Here is a 20,145-nt window from a genome sequence, read left to right on the forward strand (position 1 = left end):
GCCCACAGGGCGGCGGCGCGCGACTCGGGTTGGATCCACACGTCCGGCGCCGCCGGCGACAGGCGTCCGCCGAACGCGGCGGCTTCCTCGCCGAGCGGCGGCTCGGTGGCGGCCGGTTCCGGCTTCAGTGCGCGCGACAGCTCGGCATGCCAGCGGGCGGCCACGTCGCCCTGGCGCCGGGATGGCGGCAGCGTGCCGTCGATGACCTGCCCCAGCGTGGTCGTGGCCGGCAGGTGCTCGCCCCCCAGCTGGCGCAGATGGACCGCCAGCAGCCCGCGGCGCAGCGCCTGCAGGCCGTTGCGGTCGTCGGGCTGCAGGCTGCGCCAGGCCGGCAGCAGCACCCACGCCGAGCCCGGGCGCTCGCCCAGCCGCTGGCCGCGCAGCGCCTCCAGCGGTGGGCGTGCCGGCCAGTGCAGGTCGGCGAAGACGAACGACACGATGGCGAGCGCGGCGGCCCCGGCGATCAGCAACGGCGTCCAGCCCGACAGCATCAGTTGGCGGATGCGCCGGGCGGCGCGTGAGGGCGCCTGGATCGGTGCAGCGGCACGGCGCGGGCGCTGCGTGCTGGGATAGCGCGCCAGCCGTTTCGCTTCGACCGCCGCCGCGGCGGCGAGATCGGCTTCGGCCGCTTCCAGCAAGGGATCGATGTCCGGCAGGTTCTGCGCGACGACGATGTGGCCGCAGTGCGCGCATCGGGTGTCGCGCGCCGGGTCGAGGGCCGCGCCGCAGGCCCGGCAGGGCCATGCGGTGGCACGGCCGATCGCCTGCGGCGATGCGCCCATGCCGTCCAGCTGCAGGCGCAGCGAGTGTGCGAGCCGCGGCATGTCGATCACCACCAACGCGGTGCCGCAGTAGCTGCAGTGGTCGTCGCCGGCCGAGGCCGCGCCGCCGCAGTTCAGGCAGTGCAGCGCGTGCTTCTCCTGTGCCAGCGCGCGCCGCTCGGCCACGCCCAGCGGGCGCACGAGGCCGCGCTCGGCCAGCAGGCCGCTGTGGCTGTGCAGGTGGCCGTGGCGGCGTGGGCATTCCAGCGCCGCGAAGAGGCCGAAGCGCGAGCGGTTCTGCACCTGCTTCAGCGTCGCGGCGCAGGTCGGGCAGGCCGGGTGCGCGACCTGGGCCTCGGCCAGCGGGCGGCCCGTGCCGGCTTCCATTTCGCGCAGCAGCCTCACCCAGCCGAAGCTGTCGAGCTGGACGGATTCGAACGCGTCGAACCACACGAGGCGGCAGCCGGGGCAATGCTCCACCGTGACCGGTTGCCCCTTGTGCGACGACAAGGACAGCACGCGCATCGGCGCGGCGCAGCGCGGGCAGGCGATGTGCCTGGCGGGCGCCGGACCGGTCGCGACAACCTCCTCCATGGATCTCCCCGTCCTTGTGGTGGTCCGGGCGATCAGGCCGGCGCTGAGCGCAGCCCGTAGGCCTTGCCGCCGACGAACAGGTACTCGGCGCGCAGCACCGCATCGCCTTGTTCGCCGGGATGCGTGAAGCCCAGCACCGACAGCTCGGTGCCGGGCTTGATCTCGTCGATGCTCCAGGCCTGCATGCGCGTCAGCGGCGCGAGCTCGATCTCCCAGCGGCGGTCGCGCCGCGTCGGCAGCGTGGCCTTGGCAAGCAGCGCCTCGCCGTCCACTTCGGCGCTCTGGCGCGGCAGCGGGCGCTGCTTGAGGTCGGGCGGCAGGCTCAGGCGCTCGGGCAGTTCGAGCTCGAGCTCGACGTGCGGGTTGCGCCACGACACCTTGCCGGCGCGACCGGCCAGGTAGAGCGGGCGTTCCTGGTCGAAGCTGCTCCAGCCGTGGTGGGCCAGCGCCGGCAGGCCGAAGGCGGACAGCGCGGCGAGAACGGAACGTCGTTGCATGGCAGTCTCCCCGGGATCAGACGTAGGCGATCCAGCGACCGCAGATGATGACCGCGACCCAAAACCCCAGTGACAGCAGGCACTGGAAGCGCCCCAGCCGGTCTTCGGCGGCGAGCCCGCCGCGCAGGTGGAAGTACAGCGCGTTGACGCCGGCCCCCACGATCAGCAGCAGCTTGGTGCGAAAGGCCGGGTTGGCCAGCAGCTCCTGCGGCTGGGTCGCGAACATCGCCAGGCCCGTCAGCGCGCACAGCCCGAAGCCCGCCAGCGCGGCCGGCAGCGTCAGCCGCGCCAGCGCCGCCACGCCCAGCGCGCGGCCCACGCCCAGGGCCCGCAGCTCGAAGACGAGCAGCCCGCCGAACAGCATCGCGATGCCGATCACGTGCAAGGTCTCCAGCGCCGGGTAGGCCCAGGGGTGCGAGGCCAGGCGCGACCACATGCCGGCAGGCTCAGGTTCCGGGTGCGAGGCCGAGCGTGTCGGCCCAGATGTTCTGCGCCCAGGCCGCGGCATAGGCCGCTTCGGCCTCGTTGCGCTGCGCCGAGACGCCGCCCGCGCCGGCGACCGGCTTGAAGGTCGACTCGGCCGCGACGTACTCGTGCACGCTCGCGACGTGGATCGCGTTCGCGTCGTCGACGAAGCTGTAGCAGGTGTTGGTCAGCACCGGGTGTGCATTGACCGCGACGCCCGACAACTGCGCGACGATGGCCGCCGCCGCCACCTTGGCATGCGCGTTCGCCATGTGCGCGCTCTTGGGCATGCCCGGCGCGATCTGGATCGCGTCGCCCAGCACGTGCACGTCCTGCGCCGCGGTCGAGCCGAAGTCGATGAAGTTGACGCGGCACCAGCGGTTCACCGCATTGGCCAGCCCGCTGTTCACCGCCAGCGCGCCGGCGCGCATCGGCGGCAGCACGTTCAGCACGTCGGCGCGCACGTCGTCCTGCAGCTCGATGCGCACGGTGCCGCGCGCCGCGTCGACGCCGATCGCCTTGTGCTGCGGCCGGTACTCGACCATGCCGGGGTACAGCTCGCGCCATGCGGCCTTGAACAGCGCCGGCTTCGAGACGACGTCGGCGTTGGCATCCAGGACCAGCACCTTCGAACGCGGCTTGGCGCGCCGGAAATACGCCGCGACCACGCTGGCGCGCTCGTACGGCCCGGGCGGGCAGCGGAACGGCGATTCGGGGATCGCGATCGCGAACACGCCGCCATCGGGCATCGCCTCCAGCTGGCGCCGCAGCGCCAGCGTCTCGGGGCCGGCCTTCCAGGCCTGCAGCAGGCGGCCGTCGTCGTGCGCCTGGCGCAAGCCCTGCACCTCGTCGAACATCAGCTCGATGCCGGGCGAAAGCACCAGCTTGTCGTAGCCGATGGACGCGCCCGACGCGAGTGTCACGCGCTTGCGCGCCGTGTCGATGGCGCTCGCCTCGTCGCGCACCCAGGTGATGCCGTGGCGGCCGGTCAGCGCGTCGTACGACAGCGTCAGGTCTCCCAGYCGGCGCGTGCCGGCGAGCACGAGGTTGGAGCCGGGGCACGAGACGAAGCGCGGCTGCGGTTCGATCATCACGACGTCGACGCGCTGCTGCGACAGCAGCCGCACGTAGCGCGCCGCGGTCGCRCCGCCGAAACCGCCGCCGATGACGACCACCTGCGCGCGGCCCGGCAGCACGGGCGGGGCGGCGCAGGCGGCCAGGCCCAGCGCGCCGGCACCCACCAGCAGTTCGCGGCGCTTCATGGCGCCGGGGCCGCGAAGTACGCAGCCAGTTGCGCCAGCTGCGCCGGCGTGTAGCCGCGCGCGATCTGCTGCATCACGGTGGACGGCCGGCTGCCGTCGCGCAAGGCATTCAGCTGCGCCAGCAGCTCGTCGCGGCTGCGCCCTTGCAGGGCCGGCATCGCCGCGCCGGCCACCGCGCGTCCGTCGGTGCCGTGGCAGGCGGCGCAGGTGGCGGCCAGCGAGCGCAGTTGCAGCGCGTCCGCCGTCGACTGGGCCCGGGCGGCCCCGGCCAGGGCCAGCGCGAGCCAGGCGGCGGTGCCGAAGTGCAGCGAAGTCATGCGGGTGTCTCCTCCACGCGGGTCCGGCATCTTGGAGGCCGGACAGTAACCTACGGATTTCGTCCCCTTTGCGCGTCAGGGGCTTCGGCCTGCGACCCTCCTGAGAGATGCTCCGCGCTCATCCCCAGGGAGACAAGACATGCCCAGCCTGAACGTCAACGGCAGCCCTCGCGATTTCGACGCCGAGCCCGACACCCCGCTGCTGTGGGTGCTGCGCGAGCAGCTCGGCCTGACCGGCACCAAGTACGGATGCGGCATCGCGCAATGCGGCGCCTGCACCGTGCACCTGGACGGCGTGCCCACGCGCAGCTGCGTGCGGCCGGTGTCGACGGTCGGGCCGGACGAGAAGATCGTCACCATCGAAGGCCTGTCGCGCGATGCGTCGCACCCGGCGCAGAAGGCCTGGGCCCTGCTCGACGTGCCGCAATGCGGCTACTGCCAGTCCGGGATGATCATGGCCGCGGCCGCGCTGCTGAAGGCCAAGCCGAGGCCCACCGATGCCGACATCGACGACGCGATGACCAACATCTGCCGCTGCGGCACCTACAACCGGGTGCGCGCGGCGATCAAGGCGGCGGCGCAGGGCGGTGACCCGAAGAGCGCCGGGCTGAACATCCAGCACGTCGAAGGGAGCGCGTCATGAGCGCGGTACTGTCGCGCCGCAGCTTCCTCGCCGGCTCGGGTGCGACCGGGTTGGTGGTCGCGTTCCACATCCCGTTCATCGACGAGGCCGCTGCACAGGCCGCCACGCCGGCCGCGGCCGCGCCGGAGATCAACGCCTGGGTCGTCGTGCAGCCGGACGAGACGGTGGTGATCCGGATCGCCCGCTCCGAGATGGGCCAGGGTTCGCTGACCGGGCTCGCGCAACTGGTGGCCGAAGAGCTCGACTGCGATTGGGCGCGCGTGAAGACCGAGTACCCGACGCCCGGGCAGAGCCTTGCGCGCAAGCGCGCCTGGGGCAACTTCTCGACCGGCGGCAGCCGCGGCATCCGCGAATCGCACGACTACGTGCGCAAGGGCGGCGCCACCGCACGCACGATGCTTCTGCAGGCCGCGGCCGACGACTGGAAGGTGCCGGCCGCCGAATGCCGGGTCGACAAGGGCGTCATCACGCACGCCGCGAGCGGGCGCAGCACCACGTACGGCAAGGTCGCGCTCGCCGCGGCCAGGCTCGCGCCGCCGGCCGACGTGGCCTTGCGCGACCCGAAGGACTGGAAACTCGCCGGCAAACGCCTCGCGCGGCTGGACACGCGCGGCAAGCTCGACGGCTCGCAGGTCTATGGCTCCGACCTGAAGCTGCCCGGCATGCTGAACGCGGCGATCCGCGACTGCCCGGTGTTCGGCGGCAAGCTGGCCAGCTTCGATGCCGCGGCGATCGCCAACAAGCCGGGCGTCAAGAAGGTGCTGCGCGTCGGCGACAGCGCGGTGGCCGTCGTGGCCGACACCTGGTGGCGCGCCAAGTCGGCGCTCGACGCGCTGCCGGTGGTGTGGGACGAAGGCCCGAACGCGAAGATCGGCAGCGCCGACATCGCCGCGACGCTGAAGGCCGGGYTGGACGCCCCCGAGGCGGCAGTCGGCAACGCGAACGGCGACGCGCGCGCCGCGCTGGCGTCGGCGGCGCGCACCATCGAGGCGGTGTACTCGTATCCGTTCCAGAACCACGCGACGATGGAGACGATGAACGCGACGGCGAAGTTCACGCCGGCCGCGGGCGGCGCGCCGGCGCGCTGCGAGGTCTGGACGCCGACGCAGAACGGCGAGGCCGCGCATGCCGCCACCGCCGAGGCCTCGGGCCTGCCGGCCTCGCAATGCGAGGTCTACAAGCTGCTGCTCGGCGGCGGCTTCGGCCGTCGCGGCGCGGTGCACGACTGGGTGCACCAGGTGGTGGCGATCGCGAAGGAGATGCCCGGCACGCCGGTCAAGCTGATCTGGTCGCGCGAGGAAGACATGACCCACGGCCGCTACCACCCGATCACGCAGTGCAAGCTGCGCGCCGGGCTGGACGCGAAGGGCAACCTGACGGCGCTGCACATGCGGATCTCGGGGCAGTCGATCCTGGCCGGCGTGTTTCCGCAGAACATCCGCGACGGCAAGGACCCGGTGGTGTTCCAGGGGCTCAATGCGCCGGGGCCCGAGGCGTCGATCGGCTACGGCGTGCCGAACCTGCTGATCGACCACGCGATGCGCAACCCGCACGTGCCGCCGGGCTTCTGGCGCGGCGTCAACCTGAACCAGAACACCATCTACCTCGAGTGCTTCGTCGACGAGCTTGCGCATGCGACGAAGCAGGATCCGCTGGCGTTCCGCCGCAAGCTGATGACCGCGCACCCGAAGCACCTGGCGGTGCTGAACGCTGCCGCGGAGCGCGCCGGCTGGGGCAAGCCGCTGCCGAAGGGCGTGTACCGCGGCATCGCGCAGACCATGGGCTTCGGCAGCTACGTCGCGGCGGTGGCCGAGGTGTCGGTGGCCAAGGACGGCAAGCTGAAGATCCACCGCATCGTCGCGGCCACCGACCCGGGCTACGCGGTGAACCCGCAGCAGATCGAGGCCCAGGTCGAAGGCTCGTTCGTCTACGGCCTGTCGGCGGCACTGTACGGCGGCTGCACCGTGAAGGACGGGCGCATCGAACAGACCAACTTCGACAGCTACCCGGTGCTGCACATGGACGAGATGCCGAAGGTCGAGACGGTGGTGATGCCGTCGGGCGGGTTCTGGGGCGGGGTCGGCGAGCCGACCATCGCGGTCGCGGCGCCGGCGGTGCTGAACGCGATCTTCGCGGCCACCGGCAAGCGCATCCGCGACCTGCCGCTGAAGAACCACTCGCTGAAGACGGCGTGATGCGCGCGACGGCGCCGTGGGCGGCGGCGATGCTGCTGGCGGCCTGCGCGGCGCCGGGGCCGCGAGACGGCCTTCCGGCGCCGCTGACCGATGCGCCGGGCGACCCGCAGCGCGGCCGTGCGATCGTCGCGAGCCGCCAGGCCGGGCTGTGCCTGCTGTGCCACCCGGCGCCGATCGCCGAGGAACGTTTCCAGGGCAATCTCGCGCCCGACCTGGCCGGCGCCGGCGCGCGCTGGTCGGCCGCGCAGCTGCGGCTGCGGGTCGTCGATGCGCGGCGGCTGAACCCGCAGACCCTGATGCCGCCGTACCACGACACCACCGGGCTGCAGCGCGTGGGCCCGGCGTGGCAGGGGCGGCCGGTGCTCGATGCGCAGCAGGTCGAGGATGTGGTTGCGTGGCTGGTGACGCTGCAATGAAGCCCGCATTGCAGCGCCGCGAACTGTTGCAGCTCGGTGCAGCCGGCGGCTTGGCATTGCTGGTGCGGCCGGCRCAGGCCACGGCCTTCGAGATGCAGTCGGCCATCGCCAACTACGCGTCCGGTGCACCGGTGAAGACAGGCAAGCTCAGGTTCGACATCCCGCCGTTGGTGGAGAACGGCAACGGCGTGCCGGTCACCATCAGCGTCGACAGCCCGATGACGGCGGCCGAGCACGTCACCGGCATCGCGGTGTTCAACGAGCGCAACCCGCAGCGCGACGTGGTGCGCTTCACGCTCGGGCCGCGTGCCGGCAAGGCGGTGGTGGCGACGCGCATTCGCCTGGCGACCTCGCAGCAGCTGGTGGCGGTGGCGCGCTTGAGCGACGGCACCTTCTGGTCGCACAGCGTCGACGTGCTGGTGACGCTGGCCGCGTGCCTGGAGTAGCGCCGCGATGGCCCGCACGCTGATCACCTCACCGGCCACCGCGAAACGCGGCGAGGTCATCGAGCTGCGCGCCTTGATCGCGCACCCGATGGAGACCGGCTTCCGCCCCGGGGCGGATGGCCTGCTGCTGCCGCGCAACCTGATCACGCGTTTCAGCTGCCGCTACAACGGCGACCTGGTGTTCAGTGCCGACCTGTTCGCCGCGGTGGCGGCCAATCCGTACGTCTCGTTCTTCACCGTCGCCACCGACAGTGGCACGCTGAGTTTCAGCTGGGAAGGCGACCACGGCTTCGCGCAGACGGAGACGGTGGCGCTGGCCGTGACATGACGCGGGTGCCCGGGCTGCTTCTGCTGCTGGCCGCGCTCGGGGCGGCCGCGCAGCCGGCGCGCCGCTCCGGCTTCGAGGACATGAGCCCGCAGACCCGGGCGATGCAGCGCGATGACGCGCAGAACCCCGGCATGCTGTGGGTGCAGGACGGTGCCGCGCTGTGGGAGCGCGCGCCCGGCCCGGCGGCTGCATCCTGCGCCGGCTGCCATGGCGATGCGCGCGTGTCGATGCGCGGTGTCGCGGCGCGCTACCCGGCCTGGGACGAGACGCTGCAGCACCCTGTCGACCTGGCGCAGCGCATCAACCTGTGCCGCGAGCGGCACCAGGGCGCCACGGCACTGCCGGTCGAGCAGCAGGACCTGCTGGCCCTCGAGAGCCACGTGGCCCTGCAGTCGCGCGGGCTGCCGGTCGCACCGCCGGCCGACGAGCGCCTGCAGCCGTTCCGCGTGCGCGGCGAGGCGGCTTGGCGCGAGCGCATCGGCCAGCTGAACCTGTCGTGTGCGCAGTGCCACGACGAGCGCGCCGGGCAGCGCCTGGCCGGCAGCCCGATTCCCGAGGGGCACGCCAACGGCTACCCGCTGTATCGGCTGGAGTGGCAGGGCCTGGGCTCGCTGCAGCGCCGGCTGCGCAACTGCATGACCGGCGTGCGCGCCGAGCCGTGGCCGGCCGGGTCGGCCGCGCTGGTCGAGTTGTCGCTGTACCTCGCGTGGCGCGACCGCGGCATGGCGCTGGAATCGCCTGCCGTGCGCCCCTGAGCTTTCAACGCTGCCGGGGCATCGCGGCGTAGGCGGTGACCGCCATCGCGACCAGCAGGCTGCCGTAGCCCAGCGTCGTCGCATGCAGCCCGAACCAACCGGTGAACAGGCCGGCGGCGATGGCAGGCACGCTGAACGCCAGGTAGCTGAGCACGAAGAAACCCGACATCAAGCCGGCGCGTTCGTGCGGCGCCGCCAGCGGCACCAGGCTGCGCACCGCACCGTTGAAGCCGGCGCCGAAGCCCAGCCCGGCGACCAGCGTGCCGCCGAAGAACAGGGCCGCGGAGGCGGCATGCACGCCCACCAGCGTCAGCGCCAGCCCCCCGGCCAGCGCGAGCGCACTGCCGGCCAGCACCGCACGCGGCGGGTGCAGGCGAACGACGAGGATCGCGCCGGCGCCCGCCAGCACCAGTGTCGCGATCAGCGCCCCGCCGGCCAGCGGCGTGGCCGTGCCGGTCACGAGCTTCGCCAGCGTCGGGCCGAGCGACAGGTAGAAGCCTCCCAGGGCCCAGCCGGCCGTGTTGAGCGGCAGGATGCGCCACAGCGTGGCACGCGCCTGCGGCGGGATGTTGACCTGCGGCTTCAGCGAGGCCCACACGCCGGGGCGCGGCTTCACGGTGTCGGGCAGGAACAGCGCGGCGACCAGCTGCCCGCCGAGCAGCAGCAGCAACAGGTCGAAGACCAGCCGGGTCGGCGCGGGCGCGAACTGCACCAGTGCACTCGTGCCCAGCGCGCCGACCGCCATGCCGATCATCGGCGCCACGCTGTTGAAGAGGGCGCCGCGCGCCGGGCTCAGGTCCAGCAGCATCGCGCTCAGTGCGCTGGTGGCCATGCCGGTCGCGAGGCCCTGGACGACGCGCGCCGCGAGCAGCCAGCCGGCCGACTCGGCACCCCAGAACAGCGCGATCGAGACCAGCTCGACCAGCAGCGATGCGACGATCACGCGGCGCCGGCCGAGGTGGTCCGACAGCGCGCCGAACACCAGCAACGCGCCGAGCAGCGCAAAGGCGTAGCTGGAGAAGATGACGGTCAGCGCCAGGGCGCTGAAGCCCCAGGCTTCGCGGTACAGCGCGTACAGCGGCGACGGTGCGCTGGAGGCGGCCAGGAAGCTCACGACGATGGACACGGTCAGCCCCAGCGAGGCCGATGCGCCAAGGCGAGGGCGCGATGCGGGCATCGGGGGGACGGGAAGAACGGGACTGGGCGTCGACATGATCGATTCCTTGATTAACGCAATTTCTTTGCGTTAAGTCATTGTGATCCCGTTCCGCGACTAAAGCAAATCCTTTGCGTTAGCATGGCGGCATGAACATTTCGCGAACCAGTCCGCGCCCGGGGGGGCGCAGTGCCCGCGTGCAGGCGGCGGTGCACCAGGCCACCCGGGAGCTGATCGACCAGCACGGCCGGGCGGCGCTGACGGTGCCGCTGATCGCCGCGCGTGCCGGCGTCACGCCATCGACCATCTACCGTCGCTGGGGCGACCTGGCCGAGCTGCTGTCCGACGTGTCGGTCGAGCGCATGCGGCCCGACGGCGAGCCGGCCGACACCGGCTCGGTGCGCGGCGACCTGTCGGCCTGGGCCGAGCAGTTCCACGAAGAGATGTCGTCGGAGGTGGGTCTCGCGATGCTGAAGGACGTGCTGTCCACCGGCACCGTCGGCGAGGGCACCGGGGCGTGCCAGTGCGCCCAGTTCACCGCCGCGCAGATCGAGGTGATCGTGCACCGCGGCATGGCGCGCGGCGAGGCGGTGCCCGAGGTCGAATCGGTGATGGACGGGCTGGTGGCCCCCATCATTTACCGCGCCCTGTGGGGGCCGGCGCCGGCGACCTTGGCGCTGGTCGGGCGCTGGGTCGATGGCTGCATGAAGGCAGCTGCCGTGCGTGCGCCTCAGGGGCCTGCGTCGACCTCGCTGCGCCAGACCGGCATCGCCTGATCGAAGGGCGTGGCGCCTTGGCGCAGCATCGCCGGGTCGGCGGCGCGCCGCAGCCAGGCGCGGGTGTCATGGTGGGCGCCGGGAACCGGCTGGTCGGCCCGGAACCGCTCGAACCAGTCGTGCACCGCGCGGTACTGCGCCGGATGCCGGGATTGCGTCCAGGCCAGGCCGACCAGGTCGGCGAACCCCTCCTCCCAGCGGGTCGCGCGCATGTCGCGCTTCATCGCGGCGAGCGTGGCATCGTCGGCCGCGGTGTCGTGCGCATCGGTGAAGCCGGCCGGCGGCGTGTGCCAGGCCCCCTGCACGTAGCGCCAGCAATGGCCCAGCTCGTGCGCCGTCATCGCCTCGACCACCGGCCCGAGCAGTTCGGCGGGGATGTCGTCCAGCGTGGCCTGCGCATCGGGATTGCCGCGCATCGACAGCACCAGCTTGCAGCGGGCGTCGACGAAGCCCATCGCGAGCGGCGGTTCGCCGGGCCTGGCGGCCGGCTGCACGACGATGTCCAGCGGCAGCGCCTGCTGGCGCGCGTAACTGACGACCGGCCAGCCGGCCTGAAGCCAGCGGGTCTCGAGCTCGGTCAGGTCGGCGGCCTGGCCCGGCAGCGAACTGCAGGCCAGGGCGAACACAACGGCAAGGCACTTCCACATGGCTTCCCATTGAACCGGGAACCCGCGCGTCGAAGGCGACGATCAGCGTGCCGAAACTGCGCCAGTTCGCACGATGTGACGGACTGCGTTCAGTCGTCCTCGTGCTGCGGTTGCCCGGTGCCCGCACCGGGCGGGGGCGGGGCGGCCACGCGGTAGCTCTCGCTGGCCCAGGCGCCGAAGTCGACGTTCTTGCAGCGCTCGCTGCAGAACGGGCGGAACGGGTTGTCGCTCGAGTAGACGCTGTCGCCGCCGCAGGTGGGGCAGCGCACCAGGCGCGGCTTGGGGCTGTTGCTGCTGCTCATGCGCAGAGGGTCAGTTCGAAGGTGGTGTCGACCGCGGCCGGCTTGAGCCGGCCTTCGGCGTCCTGGCGCATCAGCCGCACCATCACCATCAGGCGGTGGCCGCTGATCTCGGGGACGATCTGCTGGCTGCCATCGATGCGCACGCGCAGCAGCTGGTAGACGCGGCCGGCCGGCAGGCTTTGCTGGTACTGGCCGCCCTGGGTGACGACCTTGTGCGGCACGCCGGCATCGCGCAGCAGCCCGAGCAGCACGCTCAGGGCCTCGGCCAGCGGGGTCAGCGTGGCGATCCAGCCGGACAGGTCGGCGCGCCGGCTCGCGGCATCGCGCTGCTGCCAGGCGWAGTAGGMCGGCAGGTCGAACTCGCAGGTGCCGCCGGGGATGCTGATGCGGCTGCGGATGCTCATCAGCCATTCGTTCGCGTTCAGCGCGTGCCCGGCCTTGCCGGGCAGCTGGTTCAGCCCGTTGAAGGCATGGTCGACACGGGCCATCACGCCCTGCAGCGCGGCCTCGGAGATCGCCGGGTTGCCGCGGTAGCTCTGCAGCAGCGCACGCTGGCGCTCGAGTTCCTTCAGCAGGTCGGATTTCAGGTCGGCCCGCGACGCGACGTCGATGATCTCGAACATCGTCGCCAGCGCGTAGTGGTGGTCCACCGCCTCGTCGCGCGGCAGCAGGCGCCCCAGGCGGTCGAACAGGTGTTCGAGCCGGAGCATCGTGCGGATGCCCTCGTTGAACGGGTATTCGTACAGGACCAAAACCGGGCTTTCCAGGCGTTCAGTGTGACAAAGTGACGCTGGATTGTTCCACAGGGTTGCGCATCGGTGCGTCTCAGTGCGCAGCGGTCCAGCTTGTCCACAGACTGCGGGTCTGCGCGGCGAGTTCCGCCAGGCTCAATCCGTCGTTGAAGATCACCGCATCGGCCGCGGCCCGCCGCGCCGCGCGACTGGCCTGCTGGCCGATCACCGCCTGCACCGCATCGGCGGGCCAACCCGAGCGCTGCGTGACGCGCGCCACCTGCGTGGCCTCGCTGCAGTCGACCACCAGCACCCGGTCGACGCGGCTGCGCCAGCGGCCGGATTCGACCAGCAGCGGCACGTCGAACACGAGGGGCTGCGCGCCGGCGGCCAGCGCCTGGCGGTCGCACTCGATGCCGATCAGCGGGTGCAGGATGGCCTCGAGGCGCGCCTTGGCGGCAGGGTCGGCGAACACGATCTGACGCATGCGGGCGCGGTCGAGGCCGCCATCGGTACCGATGGCCTCGGCACCGAATTCGGCGCGCAACGCATCGATCGCCGCGCCACCGGGCTGCGCCAGCCGGCGCGCGATCGCATCGGTGTCGATCAGGGCTGCACCCAGGTCGGCCAGCATGCCGGCGACGGTGCTCTTGCCACTGCCGATGCCGCCGGTCAGCCCGATGCGCAGCGTCGTGGCAGCCACCCCATCAGGCCCAGCCGAGCCACCCCAGGACGCGCTGCTGCCCCGCCAGCAGCACGACGATGCCGCCGCCGGCCAGGAACGGCCCGAAGGGCACGTAGCGGCCTTCGCGCAGCGAACTCATCAGCTTCATGCCGATGCCGACCACCGCGCCCAGCACCGAGGCGCCGAGCACGATCGGCAGCACCATCTGCCAACCCAGCCATGCGCCCAATGCCGCCAGCAGCTTGAAGTCGCCGAAGCCCATGCCTTCCTTGCCGGTGGTCAGCTTGAACAGCCAGTAGACCGACCACAGCGACAGGTAGCCGGCCACGGCGCCCCAGAGGGCCAGCGGCAGCGGCAGCGTCCAGCCGAGTGCGCTCGCGACCAGGCCCGCCCACAGCAGCGGCAGCGTCAGGTTGTCGGGCAGCAGCGTGGTGTCCCAGTCGATGCCGGCCAGCGCGATCAGCACGGCCACCATCGCGCACCACAGCAGCGCGACCGGCTGCGCGCCGAAGCGCCAGCCCACGGCGGCGAACAGCGCGGCAGTGAGCAGCTCGATGAACGGATAGCGTGCCGAGATGCGCGTCTTGCACGCCGAGCAGCGGCCGCGCAGGCGCAGCCAGCTGATGACCGGGATGTTCTCGTGCCACGCGATCATGTGCCCGCAGGATGGGCAGCGCGAGCGCGGCTTCGACAGCGTGATCGGCTCGGGCACGTCGATCTTGACGCCGAGCATCTCGGCGCTGTCGATCTTCCAGCCACGCTCCAGCGCCATCGGCAACCGATGGATCACGACGTTGAGGAAACTCCCGATGCACAGGCCGAAGAGGGCCAGTGCAAAGGGGTTCAGGAAAGTGTCAGCAAGCTCCTTGTCCATCGCGACCGGTCACACCACTTGACCGATCTTGAAGATGGGCAGGTACATCGAAACCACGATGCCGCCGATCAGGATGCCCAGGATCACGATGATGAACGGTTCCATCAGGCTGGACAGGCCCTTGACCGCCTCGTCGACCTCGTCCTCGTAGAACTCGGCCGCCTTGCCCAGCATGCCGTCGAGCGAACCGGATTCCTCGCCGATGGCGCACATCTGCAGCACCATGGTCGGGAACACGCCGGTGGTCGTCATCGACGTCGTCAGGCTCGCGCCGGTGGAGACGTCCTTCTGGATCTGCTCGGTGGCTTCCTTGAAGACGGCGTTGCCCGAGGCGCCGCCGACGGAGTCGAGCGCCTCGACCAGCGGCACGCCGGCGGCGAACATCGTCGACAGCGTGCGCGTCCAGCGCGCGATGGCCGACTTGTTGATCAGGTCGCCGAACACCGGGATGCGCAGCATCAGCCGGTCCATCGCCTTCTGCATCTTCTCGGAGCGCTTCCACGACTCCATGAAGAAGTAGATGCCGCCGCCGAGGAAGCCGAAGATCGCCCACCAGTAGCTGACGAAGACCTTCGACATCGCCATCACGAACAGCGTCGGAGCGGGAAGATCGGCGCCGAAGGACTTGAACACCTCCTCGAAGGCCGGGATCACGAAGATCATGATGACGGCGATCACGACGAAGGCCACCACCAGCACGGCCACCGGGTACATCAGGGCCGATTTGATCTTGTTCTTGATGGCCATCGTCTTTTCTTGATAGATGGCCAGGCGATCGAGCAGCTCTTCGAGGATACCGCCCGCTTCACCGGCCTCGACGAGGTTGCAGTAGAGCAGGTCGAAGTACAGCGGGTGCTTGCGGAAGGCCGAAGACAGGCTGGTACCGGTCTCGACGTCGGTGCGGATGTCGGTCAGCAGCTTGGTCAGCCGCGGATTGGAACTGCCGCGCGCGACGATGTCGAAGGCCTGCAGCAGCGGCACGCCGGCCCGCATCATCGTGGCCAGCTGCCGCGTGAAGATGGCGATGTCCTTCTGCTTGATCGAGCGGCCGCCGCCCATGCGACGCTTGCGGACCTTGGTGACGAGGACACCCTGGCGCCGCAGGCTGGCACTGACCACGGCTTCGCCGCCGGCGCGGATCTCGCCGCGGACGATCTTGCCGTTCTTGTCCTTGCCTTCCCACTCGAAGACGAATTCCTTGATGTTGCTCTTCGCCGCTGTTGCAGTTGCCATGGTGCCTCCGAGAACGCGCCGGTCCTCGTCCCGTTGAATAGTTGTTCGACGCGCGCGGGTCGCGGCGCGCCACGGATCACTCGTTGGTGACGGAAATGACCTCTTCCAGCGTCGTGGCGCCCGCGCGGACCTTGATCAGCCCCGATTGGCGCAGATCGCGCACGCCTTCCTTCTGCGCCTGGCTGGCAATGTCCATCGCCGTCCCTTCGGCCAGGATGATGCGCTGGATTTCCTCGGTGATGGGCATCACTTGGTAAATGCCGACGCGTCCCTTGTAGCCGTTGCTGCAGGCCGAGCATCCGACGGCACGGTAGGGCCGCCAGGTGCCGTCGATGTCCTTCTCGGCAAAACCGGCCTTCAGCATGGCCTCGCGCGGGTAGTCCGCCTGCACCTTGCAGACCTCGCACAGCTTGCGGGCCAGGCGTTGCGCGGTGATCAGCAGCACGCTCGAGGCGATGTTGAACGGCGCAACGCCCATGTTCAGCAGCCGCGTCAGCGTGGTCGGAGCGTCGTTTGTGTGCAACGTCGACATCACCATGTGGCCSGTYTGSGCSGCCTTGATCGCGATGTCGGCSGTTTCCAGGTCGCGGATYTCGCCGACCATGATGAYGTCGGGATCCTGGCGCARGAAGGACTTCARMGCGRCRGRGAARGTCAGGCCGGCYTTKTCRTTGACGTTGACCTGGTTSAYGCCGGGCAGGTTGATYTCGGCCGGGTCCTCGACGGTCGAGATGTTGACGCCGGGCTGGTTCAGGATGTTCAGGCAGGTGTAGAGCGACACCGTCTTGCCGCTGCCGGTCGGGCCGGTGACGAGGATCATCCCGTAGGGCCGCGCAATGCACTTGAGCAGGCGGTCTTTCTCGATCTTCTCGTAGCCGAGGGCCTCGATGCCCAGCTTGGCGCTGGAGGGATCGAGGATACGGATCACGATCTTCTCGCCAAACAGTGTCGGCAGCGTGCTGACCCGGAAATCGATCGCCTTGTTGCCGAACTTCAGCTTCATGCGACCGTCCTGCGGCACGCGTTTTTCGGAGATGTCGAGCCGCGAGATCACCTTGATGCGCGACGCGAGCTTCTCCTTGATGGCGATCGGCGGCTGCGTGATCTCGCGCAGTTCGCCGTCGACGCGGAAGCGCACGCGGTAGTGGTACTCGTAGGGCTCGAAGTGCAGGTCGGATGCGCGCGCGTTGATCGCGTCGATCAGCATCTTCTGCAGGAAGCGCACGACCGGGGCGTCTTCGACGTCGGTGGTGACTTCCTGGTTTTCGGGCGCCGCCGTCGTGTCTTCATCGCTGACGTCGAATTCGAAATCGCCGCCGACGATGTTTTCCAGCGATTCGGTGGCGCTGGCGCCGCTGGCTTCCAGGATCTTCGCGAGCTTGTCGTGCTCGACGATGATCCATTCGGGCGACAGCTGGGTCGCGAACTTGATGCGTTCGGCCGCTTCCTGGTCGGTGGGGTCGGCGCCGCCGATGAACAGCCGGTTGCCGCGCTTGCCCAGCACGAGGATCTGGTACTGGACGGCGAGTTTCGCCTCGATGACGTTCTTCGGCAGCTTCTGCGGGTCGACCGCGTTCAGGTCGAGCAGCGGCAGGGCGAGCGCGGTGGCCAGCGTGTGCGCCAGGTCGCCGGGCGACACGGCGCCTGCGGAAATCACCGACGAGACGAAGCTGGCTTTCTTTTCCTTGGCCGTCTTGAAGAGGTCTTCTGCCGTCTTGGGATTCAGCTTGCCTGCATGCACCAAGACCCGCGCCACGCCGGACAGTGCAGATTGGGGAGATTCGACAAGAGTATCCACAGGCGGGTTTCGTGCAATAAGGCAGGGCGGAGATCAAACGATGATCGCCGATTCACGTGGCACTGTAAACCGAAGCCCGGGCTGGAGCGCCCAAGAAGTCACGGCCTGCGGCTTGCAGGCTTGCAACAGATTGCGTCAGGACAGGGGAAGAGAGGGAAACGGGAAGGAAAACTGGTCGGGGTGAGAGGATTCGAACCTCCGGCCTCTACGTCCCGAACGTAGCGCTCTACCAGGCTAAGCTACACCCCGATCGCCGATGGAAACCTGCCTGAACGGCAGGTCATCGTGGTGATCAACAAATCAAACTGTTCTGAAGCGGGTACTCAGAACGACCTGTCGATCGATCGAAAACACAATTCTAGCAGAGCTTCGCGGTGTTTCGAATCGGGAAGCGGCAAGAGACTCGCGCGCGCCTTGCCTGCCTCGTCGCGGGCGGCTTGTCGCGTGGCCTCCAGTGCGCCGGTGCGGCGCACGATGTCGACGATCTCGGCCAGCCGGTCGACCTCGCCATGCTCGATGGCATGGCGCACCAGGGCGCGTTCCTGCGCAGAACCGCGTTCCATCGCGATCAGCAGCGGCAGCGTGGGCTTGCCTTCGCGCAGGTCGTCGCCGACGTTCTTGCCCAGTTGTTCCGTCGCGCCTTCGTAGTCCAGCAGATCGTCGACAAGCTGGAATGCCGTGCCCAGCGCCCTGCCGTAGGAGGCGCATGCGTCCTCGATCTCCGGGGGGGCATCCGACAGCACCGCGCCGAGCCGGGCGCTGGCCTCGAACAGCTTGGCCGTCTTGAAGCGGATCACGCGCAGGTAGTCCTCGACCGCCAAGTCGGGGTCATGCATGTTCATCAGCTGCAGCACCTCGCCCTCGGCAATCACGTTGGTTGCGTCGGCCAGCACCTCCAGCACGCGCATGCGGTTGACCGACACCATCATCTGGAAGGCGCGCGAATACAGGAAATCACCGACCAGCACGCTGGCGGCATTGCCGAACAGCGCGTTGGCGGTCGCGCGGCCGCGGCGCAACTCCGACTCGTCCACCACGTCGTCGTGCAGCAAGGTGGCGGTGTGGATGAACTCGACGATGGCCGCCAGTTCGAAGCGCTCCAATCCTCGAAAACCCAGCGCATTCGCGAACAGCAGCACCAGCATCGGCCGGATGCGCTTGCCGCCGGCGCTGATGATGTAGTTGGAAATCTGGTTGATCAGGGCCACCTCGGACGCCAGGCGCTGGCGTATCACCTGGTCGACCTCGCTCATTTCCGATGCCATGAACTGCGCAATGCCTGGCGCGGGAGGGGAGGGTTGAGGTGTGGAGGTCTGCACGGAGGGCTCGGGTGATTGCGCGAAATTATAGGAAGGGGTGGCGCACGGACCGCGGAGCTGGGGATTGCGGCCGCCGCCCCGGCATCGGGGCCGGCATGGGGCTTTCCCTGATGAACCCTTGCGTGGTAGACTCGCGGGCTCTGCATCTTTTGCAGGGTTCGTCCAATGGGCCAATAGTCGGGCCAACGGCGAAATTCACTGAAAGGGCTGATATGTACGCGGTCATAAAAACCGGCGGYAAACAAGAAAAAGTTGCTGCAGGCGAAAAGATCAAGATAGAACAGATTGCTGCGGATGTTGGCCAAGAGATCACGATCGACCAGGTGCTGGCTGTCGGAAACGGCGCGGATCTGAAAATCGGGACTCCCTTGGTTGCGGGCGCAAGCGTGAAGGCCACCGTGGTGGCGCAAGGCAGGCACGACAAGGTGCGCATCTTCAAGATGCGTCGTCGCAAGCACTACCAGAAGCGGCAGGGTCACCGCCAGAACTACACCGAGATCGAAATCACTTCGATCGTCGGCTGATCAAGGAGCTACACCATGGCACAGAAAAAGGGCGGCGGTTCCACCCGGAACGGCCGCGATTCCCAACCCAAGATGCTCGGCGTCAAGGCCTTCGGCGGCCAGCAGATCCCGGCGGGTTCGATCATCGTTCGCCAGCGTGGTACCAAGTTCCACGCCGGCCTGAACGTGGGCATCGGCAAGGATCACACCTTGTTCGCGCTGGTCGACGGCGAAGTCAGCTTCGCGGTCAAGGGCCCGCGCAACCGCCAGACGGTCAGCGTCAAGGCGGCGTAAGCTGCAGCTGCACGACGCAGCGCGTGGTGCTGAAGCCCCGGCATGCCGGGGCTTTGTTTTTTCTGCTGGGCAAGACCAATGAAATTCGTAGACGAAGCGACCATCGATGTCGCGGCAGGCAACGGCGGCAACGGCTGCATGAGCTTTCGCCGCGAGAAGTTCATCCCGTTCGGCGGCCCGAACGGTGGTGACGGCGGCCGTGGCGGCAGCGTCTACGCCGTCGGCGACCGCAACCTGAACACGCTGATCGATTTTCGCTACGCGCGCCGCCACGAGGCGCGCAGCGGCGAGAACGGCCGCGGCTCCGACCAGTACGGCGCCGCCGCGGAAGACATCGTGCTGCGCATGCCGATGGGCACGATCATCACCGACACCGAGAGCGGCCAGGTGCTGGCCGAGCTGCTGGTGCCCGACGAGAAGGTGCTGCTCGCCAAGGGCGGCGACGGCGGTTTCGGCAACCTGCACTTCAAGACCAGCACCAACCGTGCGCCGCGCCAGAAGACGCCCGGCTGGCCCGGCGAGCAGCGCAAGCTGAAGCTCGAGCTGCGCGTGCTGGCCGACGTCGGCCTGCTGGGCATGCCGAACGCGGGCAAGTCGACGCTGATCGCCGCCATCTCGAACGCCAAGCCGAAGATCGCCGACTACCCGTTCACGACCCTGCACCCGAACCTGGGCGTGGTGCGCGTCGCGCCCGAACAGAGCTTCGTCGTGGCCGACATCCCCGGCCTGATCGAGGGCGCGGCCGAAGGCGCCGGCCTCGGCCACTACTTCCTGCGCCACCTGCAGCGCACCCACCTGCTGCTGCACCTGGTCGACATGGCACCCTTCGACGACGCGGTCGATCCGGTCGCCCAGGCCAAGGCCATCGTCACCGAGCTGAAGAAGTACGACCAGTCGCTGCATGACAAGCCGCGCTGGCTGGTGCTGAACAAGCTCGACATGGTGCCGCTCGAAGAGCGCGACAAGCGCGTGAAGGACTTCGTCAAGCGCTTCAAGTGGAAAGGCCCGGTGTTCCAGATCTCGGCCCTCACGCGCGAGGGTTGCGAGCACTTGGTGCATGCCATCTACCAGCATGTCGCGGCCTTGAAGAACGTCGTTCCGGACGATCCCGATCCCCGCTTCGACGCTGCTGCCACGCAAGAGTGACC

The 20,145-nt window shown here is 69.5% G+C and carries 24 protein-coding genes and 1 tRNA gene; 10 read left to right on the forward strand and 15 right to left on the reverse strand.

Going from position 1 to position 20,145, the window contains the following annotated elements; genetic code table 11:
• From AC1DYN_RS13515 to AC1DYN_RS13535, 5 genes are all read right to left on the reverse strand, one after another.
• Positions 1-1,355 (reverse strand): TFIIB-type zinc ribbon-containing protein (locus tag AC1DYN_RS13515; RefSeq protein WP_477960265.1); only part of this gene is annotated, 1,355 nt, incomplete at its 3' end.
• Positions 1,356-1,387: 32 nt separating this feature from the next.
• Positions 1,388-1,852 carry a DUF6152 family protein gene (locus AC1DYN_RS13520; RefSeq protein ID WP_477960266.1) on the reverse strand — a complete coding sequence of 155 codons (465 nt, stop codon included), beginning with the start codon at positions 1,850-1,852 and terminating at the stop codon, positions 1,388-1,390.
• 16 nt (positions 1,853-1,868) lie between these two features.
• Positions 1,869-2,288 carry a hypothetical protein gene (locus AC1DYN_RS13525; RefSeq protein WP_477960268.1) on the reverse strand — a complete coding sequence of 140 codons (420 nt, stop codon included), beginning with the start codon at positions 2,286-2,288 and terminating at the stop codon, positions 1,869-1,871.
• 10 nt (positions 2,289-2,298) lie between these two features.
• A complete protein-coding gene (locus tag AC1DYN_RS13530) occupies positions 2,299-3,579 on the reverse strand; it encodes an NAD(P)/FAD-dependent oxidoreductase (RefSeq protein ID WP_477960270.1) in 1,281 nt (426 codons plus the stop codon).
• Positions 3,576-3,896 carry a c-type cytochrome gene (locus AC1DYN_RS13535; RefSeq protein WP_477960272.1) on the reverse strand — a complete coding sequence of 107 codons (321 nt, stop codon included), beginning with the start codon at positions 3,894-3,896 and terminating at the stop codon, positions 3,576-3,578. Before AC1DYN_RS13535 ends, AC1DYN_RS13530 begins: the two co-directional genes overlap by 4 nt.
• A 139-nt stretch (positions 3,897-4,035) precedes the next feature.
• Between AC1DYN_RS13535 and AC1DYN_RS13540 the strand changes: the two genes are divergently transcribed.
• Genes AC1DYN_RS13540 through soxA form a run of 6 tightly spaced genes read left to right on the forward strand, consistent with a single transcriptional unit; the run spans position 4,036 to position 8,679 of the window.
• Positions 4,036-4,539 (forward strand): (2Fe-2S)-binding protein, encoded by a 504-nt coding sequence (locus tag AC1DYN_RS13540; RefSeq protein ID WP_477960274.1) that lies wholly within the window; start codon positions 4,036-4,038, stop codon positions 4,537-4,539.
• Positions 4,536-6,734 carry a xanthine dehydrogenase family protein molybdopterin-binding subunit gene (locus AC1DYN_RS13545; RefSeq protein ID WP_477960276.1) on the forward strand — a complete coding sequence of 733 codons (2,199 nt, stop codon included), beginning with the start codon at positions 4,536-4,538 and terminating at the stop codon, positions 6,732-6,734. The genes AC1DYN_RS13540 and AC1DYN_RS13545 overlap by 4 nt, the downstream gene beginning before the upstream one ends.
• Complete coding sequence (gene soxX, locus AC1DYN_RS13550) at positions 6,734-7,150, forward strand: sulfur oxidation c-type cytochrome SoxX (protein ID WP_477960278.1); 417 nt, start codon at positions 6,734-6,736, stop codon at positions 7,148-7,150. Before AC1DYN_RS13545 ends, soxX begins: the two co-directional genes overlap by 1 nt.
• The gene (locus AC1DYN_RS13555) at positions 7,147-7,596 is read left to right on the forward strand and encodes a SoxY-related AACIE arm protein (protein ID WP_477960279.1); all 450 of its coding nucleotides are present in this window, start codon (positions 7,147-7,149) and stop codon (positions 7,594-7,596) included. Before soxX ends, AC1DYN_RS13555 begins: the two co-directional genes overlap by 4 nt.
• A gap of 7 nt (positions 7,597-7,603) precedes the next feature.
• Positions 7,604-7,924, forward strand: a complete 321-nt coding sequence (locus AC1DYN_RS13560) for a thiosulfate oxidation carrier complex protein SoxZ (protein ID WP_477960281.1) — start codon at positions 7,604-7,606, stop codon at positions 7,922-7,924.
• Positions 7,921-8,679, forward strand: coding sequence for a sulfur oxidation c-type cytochrome SoxA (soxA, locus tag AC1DYN_RS13565; RefSeq protein WP_477960284.1), 759 nt, complete (start codon positions 7,921-7,923; stop codon positions 8,677-8,679). Before AC1DYN_RS13560 ends, soxA begins: the two co-directional genes overlap by 4 nt.
• A 4-nt stretch (positions 8,680-8,683) precedes the next feature.
• On the opposite strand, the gene AC1DYN_RS13570 is transcribed toward soxA, so the two are convergent.
• Positions 8,684-9,856: an MFS transporter gene (locus tag AC1DYN_RS13570; protein ID WP_477960286.1), complete on the reverse strand. Its 1,173-nt coding sequence runs from the start codon at positions 9,854-9,856 to the stop codon at positions 8,684-8,686.
• Positions 9,857-9,984: 128 nt separating this feature from the next.
• Here AC1DYN_RS13570 and AC1DYN_RS13575 point away from each other — a divergent pair, with 128 nt between their 5' ends.
• Complete coding sequence (locus AC1DYN_RS13575; RefSeq protein WP_477960288.1) at positions 9,985-10,611, forward strand: TetR/AcrR family transcriptional regulator; 627 nt, start codon at positions 9,985-9,987, stop codon at positions 10,609-10,611.
• Here the strand turns inward: AC1DYN_RS13575 and AC1DYN_RS13580 are convergent.
• The 9 genes from AC1DYN_RS13580 to ispB form a co-directional block, all read right to left on the reverse strand.
• The gene (locus AC1DYN_RS13580) at positions 10,566-11,258 is read right to left on the reverse strand and encodes a hypothetical protein (protein ID WP_477960290.1); all 693 of its coding nucleotides are present in this window, start codon (positions 11,256-11,258) and stop codon (positions 10,566-10,568) included. The two genes, AC1DYN_RS13575 and AC1DYN_RS13580, sit on opposite strands and share 46 nt — an antisense overlap.
• 89 nt (positions 11,259-11,347) lie before the next feature.
• Positions 11,348-11,560, reverse strand: a complete 213-nt coding sequence (locus tag AC1DYN_RS13585) for a DNA gyrase inhibitor YacG (RefSeq protein WP_477960291.1) — start codon at positions 11,558-11,560, stop codon at positions 11,348-11,350.
• Positions 11,557-12,312, reverse strand: a complete 756-nt coding sequence (zapD, locus tag AC1DYN_RS13590) for a cell division protein ZapD (RefSeq protein WP_477960293.1) — start codon at positions 12,310-12,312, stop codon at positions 11,557-11,559. Before zapD ends, AC1DYN_RS13585 begins: the two co-directional genes overlap by 4 nt.
• A 73-nt stretch (positions 12,313-12,385) precedes the next feature.
• Positions 12,386-12,994, reverse strand: coding sequence for a dephospho-CoA kinase (gene coaE, locus AC1DYN_RS13595; protein ID WP_477960295.1), 609 nt, complete (start codon positions 12,992-12,994; stop codon positions 12,386-12,388).
• Between the two features lie 4 nt (positions 12,995-12,998).
• A complete protein-coding gene (locus tag AC1DYN_RS13600; protein WP_477960296.1) occupies positions 12,999-13,850 on the reverse strand; it encodes a prepilin peptidase in 852 nt (283 codons plus the stop codon).
• Between the two features lie 9 nt (positions 13,851-13,859).
• The gene (locus tag AC1DYN_RS13605; protein ID WP_477960298.1) at positions 13,860-15,083 is read right to left on the reverse strand and encodes a type II secretion system F family protein; all 1,224 of its coding nucleotides are present in this window, start codon (positions 15,081-15,083) and stop codon (positions 13,860-13,862) included.
• A 76-nt stretch (positions 15,084-15,159) separates the two neighbouring features.
• On the reverse strand, positions 15,160-16,881 hold the full coding sequence (gene pilB / locus AC1DYN_RS13610) for a type IV-A pilus assembly ATPase PilB (protein ID WP_477960300.1): 1,722 nt from the start codon (positions 16,879-16,881) through the stop codon (positions 15,160-15,162).
• Positions 16,882-17,053: 172 nt separating this feature from the next.
• Positions 17,054-17,130: transfer RNA gene (locus AC1DYN_RS13615), tRNA-Pro, on the reverse strand.
• A 74-nt stretch (positions 17,131-17,204) separates the two neighbouring features.
• Complete coding sequence (gene ispB / locus AC1DYN_RS13620) at positions 17,205-18,146, reverse strand: octaprenyl diphosphate synthase (RefSeq protein WP_477960302.1); 942 nt, start codon at positions 18,144-18,146, stop codon at positions 17,205-17,207.
• Between the two features lie 266 nt (positions 18,147-18,412).
• On the opposite strand from ispB, the gene rplU reads away from it, so the two are divergent.
• From rplU to cgtA, 3 genes are all read left to right on the forward strand, one after another.
• Positions 18,413-18,724 carry a 50S ribosomal protein L21 gene (gene rplU, locus AC1DYN_RS13625; protein WP_477960304.1) on the forward strand — a complete coding sequence of 104 codons (312 nt, stop codon included), beginning with the start codon at positions 18,413-18,415 and terminating at the stop codon, positions 18,722-18,724.
• Positions 18,725-18,739: 15 nt separating this feature from the next.
• Positions 18,740-18,997, forward strand: a complete 258-nt coding sequence (gene rpmA / locus AC1DYN_RS13630; RefSeq protein WP_477960306.1) for a 50S ribosomal protein L27 — start codon at positions 18,740-18,742, stop codon at positions 18,995-18,997.
• 78 nt (positions 18,998-19,075) lie between these two features.
• Positions 19,076-20,143, forward strand: coding sequence for an Obg family GTPase CgtA (cgtA, locus tag AC1DYN_RS13635; protein ID WP_477960308.1), 1,068 nt, complete (start codon positions 19,076-19,078; stop codon positions 20,141-20,143).
• Positions 20,144-20,145 lie beyond the last annotated feature (2 nt).

It is taken from the genome of Rhizobacter sp. P2_D12 (assembly GCF_056404395.1).

Coding starts and splice junctions, on each gene's coding strand:
- rpmA (WP_477960306.1), top strand. CDS start 18,740: ATGGCACAGAAAAAGGGCGGCGGTTCCACCCGGAACGGCCGCGATTCC.
- AC1DYN_RS13570 (WP_477960286.1), bottom strand. CDS start 9,856: ATGCCCGCATCGCGCCCTCGCCTTGGCGCATCGGCCTCGCTGGGGCTG.
- AC1DYN_RS13560 (WP_477960281.1), top strand. CDS start 7,604: ATGGCCCGCACGCTGATCACCTCACCGGCCACCGCGAAACGCGGCGAG.
- AC1DYN_RS13605 (WP_477960298.1), bottom strand. CDS start 15,083: ATGGCAACTGCAACAGCGGCGAAGAGCAACATCAAGGAATTCGTCTTC.
- AC1DYN_RS13585 (WP_477960291.1), bottom strand. CDS start 11,560: ATGAGCAGCAGCAACAGCCCCAAGCCGCGCCTGGTGCGCTGCCCCACC.
- soxX (WP_477960278.1), top strand. CDS start 6,734: ATGCGCGCGACGGCGCCGTGGGCGGCGGCGATGCTGCTGGCGGCCTGC.
- AC1DYN_RS13575 (WP_477960288.1), top strand. CDS start 9,985: ATGAACATTTCGCGAACCAGTCCGCGCCCGGGGGGGCGCAGTGCCCGC.
- soxA (WP_477960284.1), top strand. CDS start 7,921: ATGACGCGGGTGCCCGGGCTGCTTCTGCTGCTGGCCGCGCTCGGGGCG.
- AC1DYN_RS13520 (WP_477960266.1), bottom strand. CDS start 1,852: ATGCAACGACGTTCCGTTCTCGCCGCGCTGTCCGCCTTCGGCCTGCCG.
- AC1DYN_RS13535 (WP_477960272.1), bottom strand. CDS start 3,896: ATGACTTCGCTGCACTTCGGCACCGCCGCCTGGCTCGCGCTGGCCCTG.
- AC1DYN_RS13600 (WP_477960296.1), bottom strand. CDS start 13,850: ATGGACAAGGAGCTTGCTGACACTTTCCTGAACCCCTTTGCACTGGCC.
- ispB (WP_477960302.1), bottom strand. CDS start 18,146: ATGGCATCGGAAATGAGCGAGGTCGACCAGGTGATACGCCAGCGCCTG.
- AC1DYN_RS13525 (WP_477960268.1), bottom strand. CDS start 2,288: ATGTGGTCGCGCCTGGCCTCGCACCCCTGGGCCTACCCGGCGCTGGAG.
- AC1DYN_RS13580 (WP_477960290.1), bottom strand. CDS start 11,258: ATGTGGAAGTGCCTTGCCGTTGTGTTCGCCCTGGCCTGCAGTTCGCTG.
- AC1DYN_RS13540 (WP_477960274.1), top strand. CDS start 4,036: ATGCCCAGCCTGAACGTCAACGGCAGCCCTCGCGATTTCGACGCCGAG.
- cgtA (WP_477960308.1), top strand. CDS start 19,076: ATGAAATTCGTAGACGAAGCGACCATCGATGTCGCGGCAGGCAACGGC.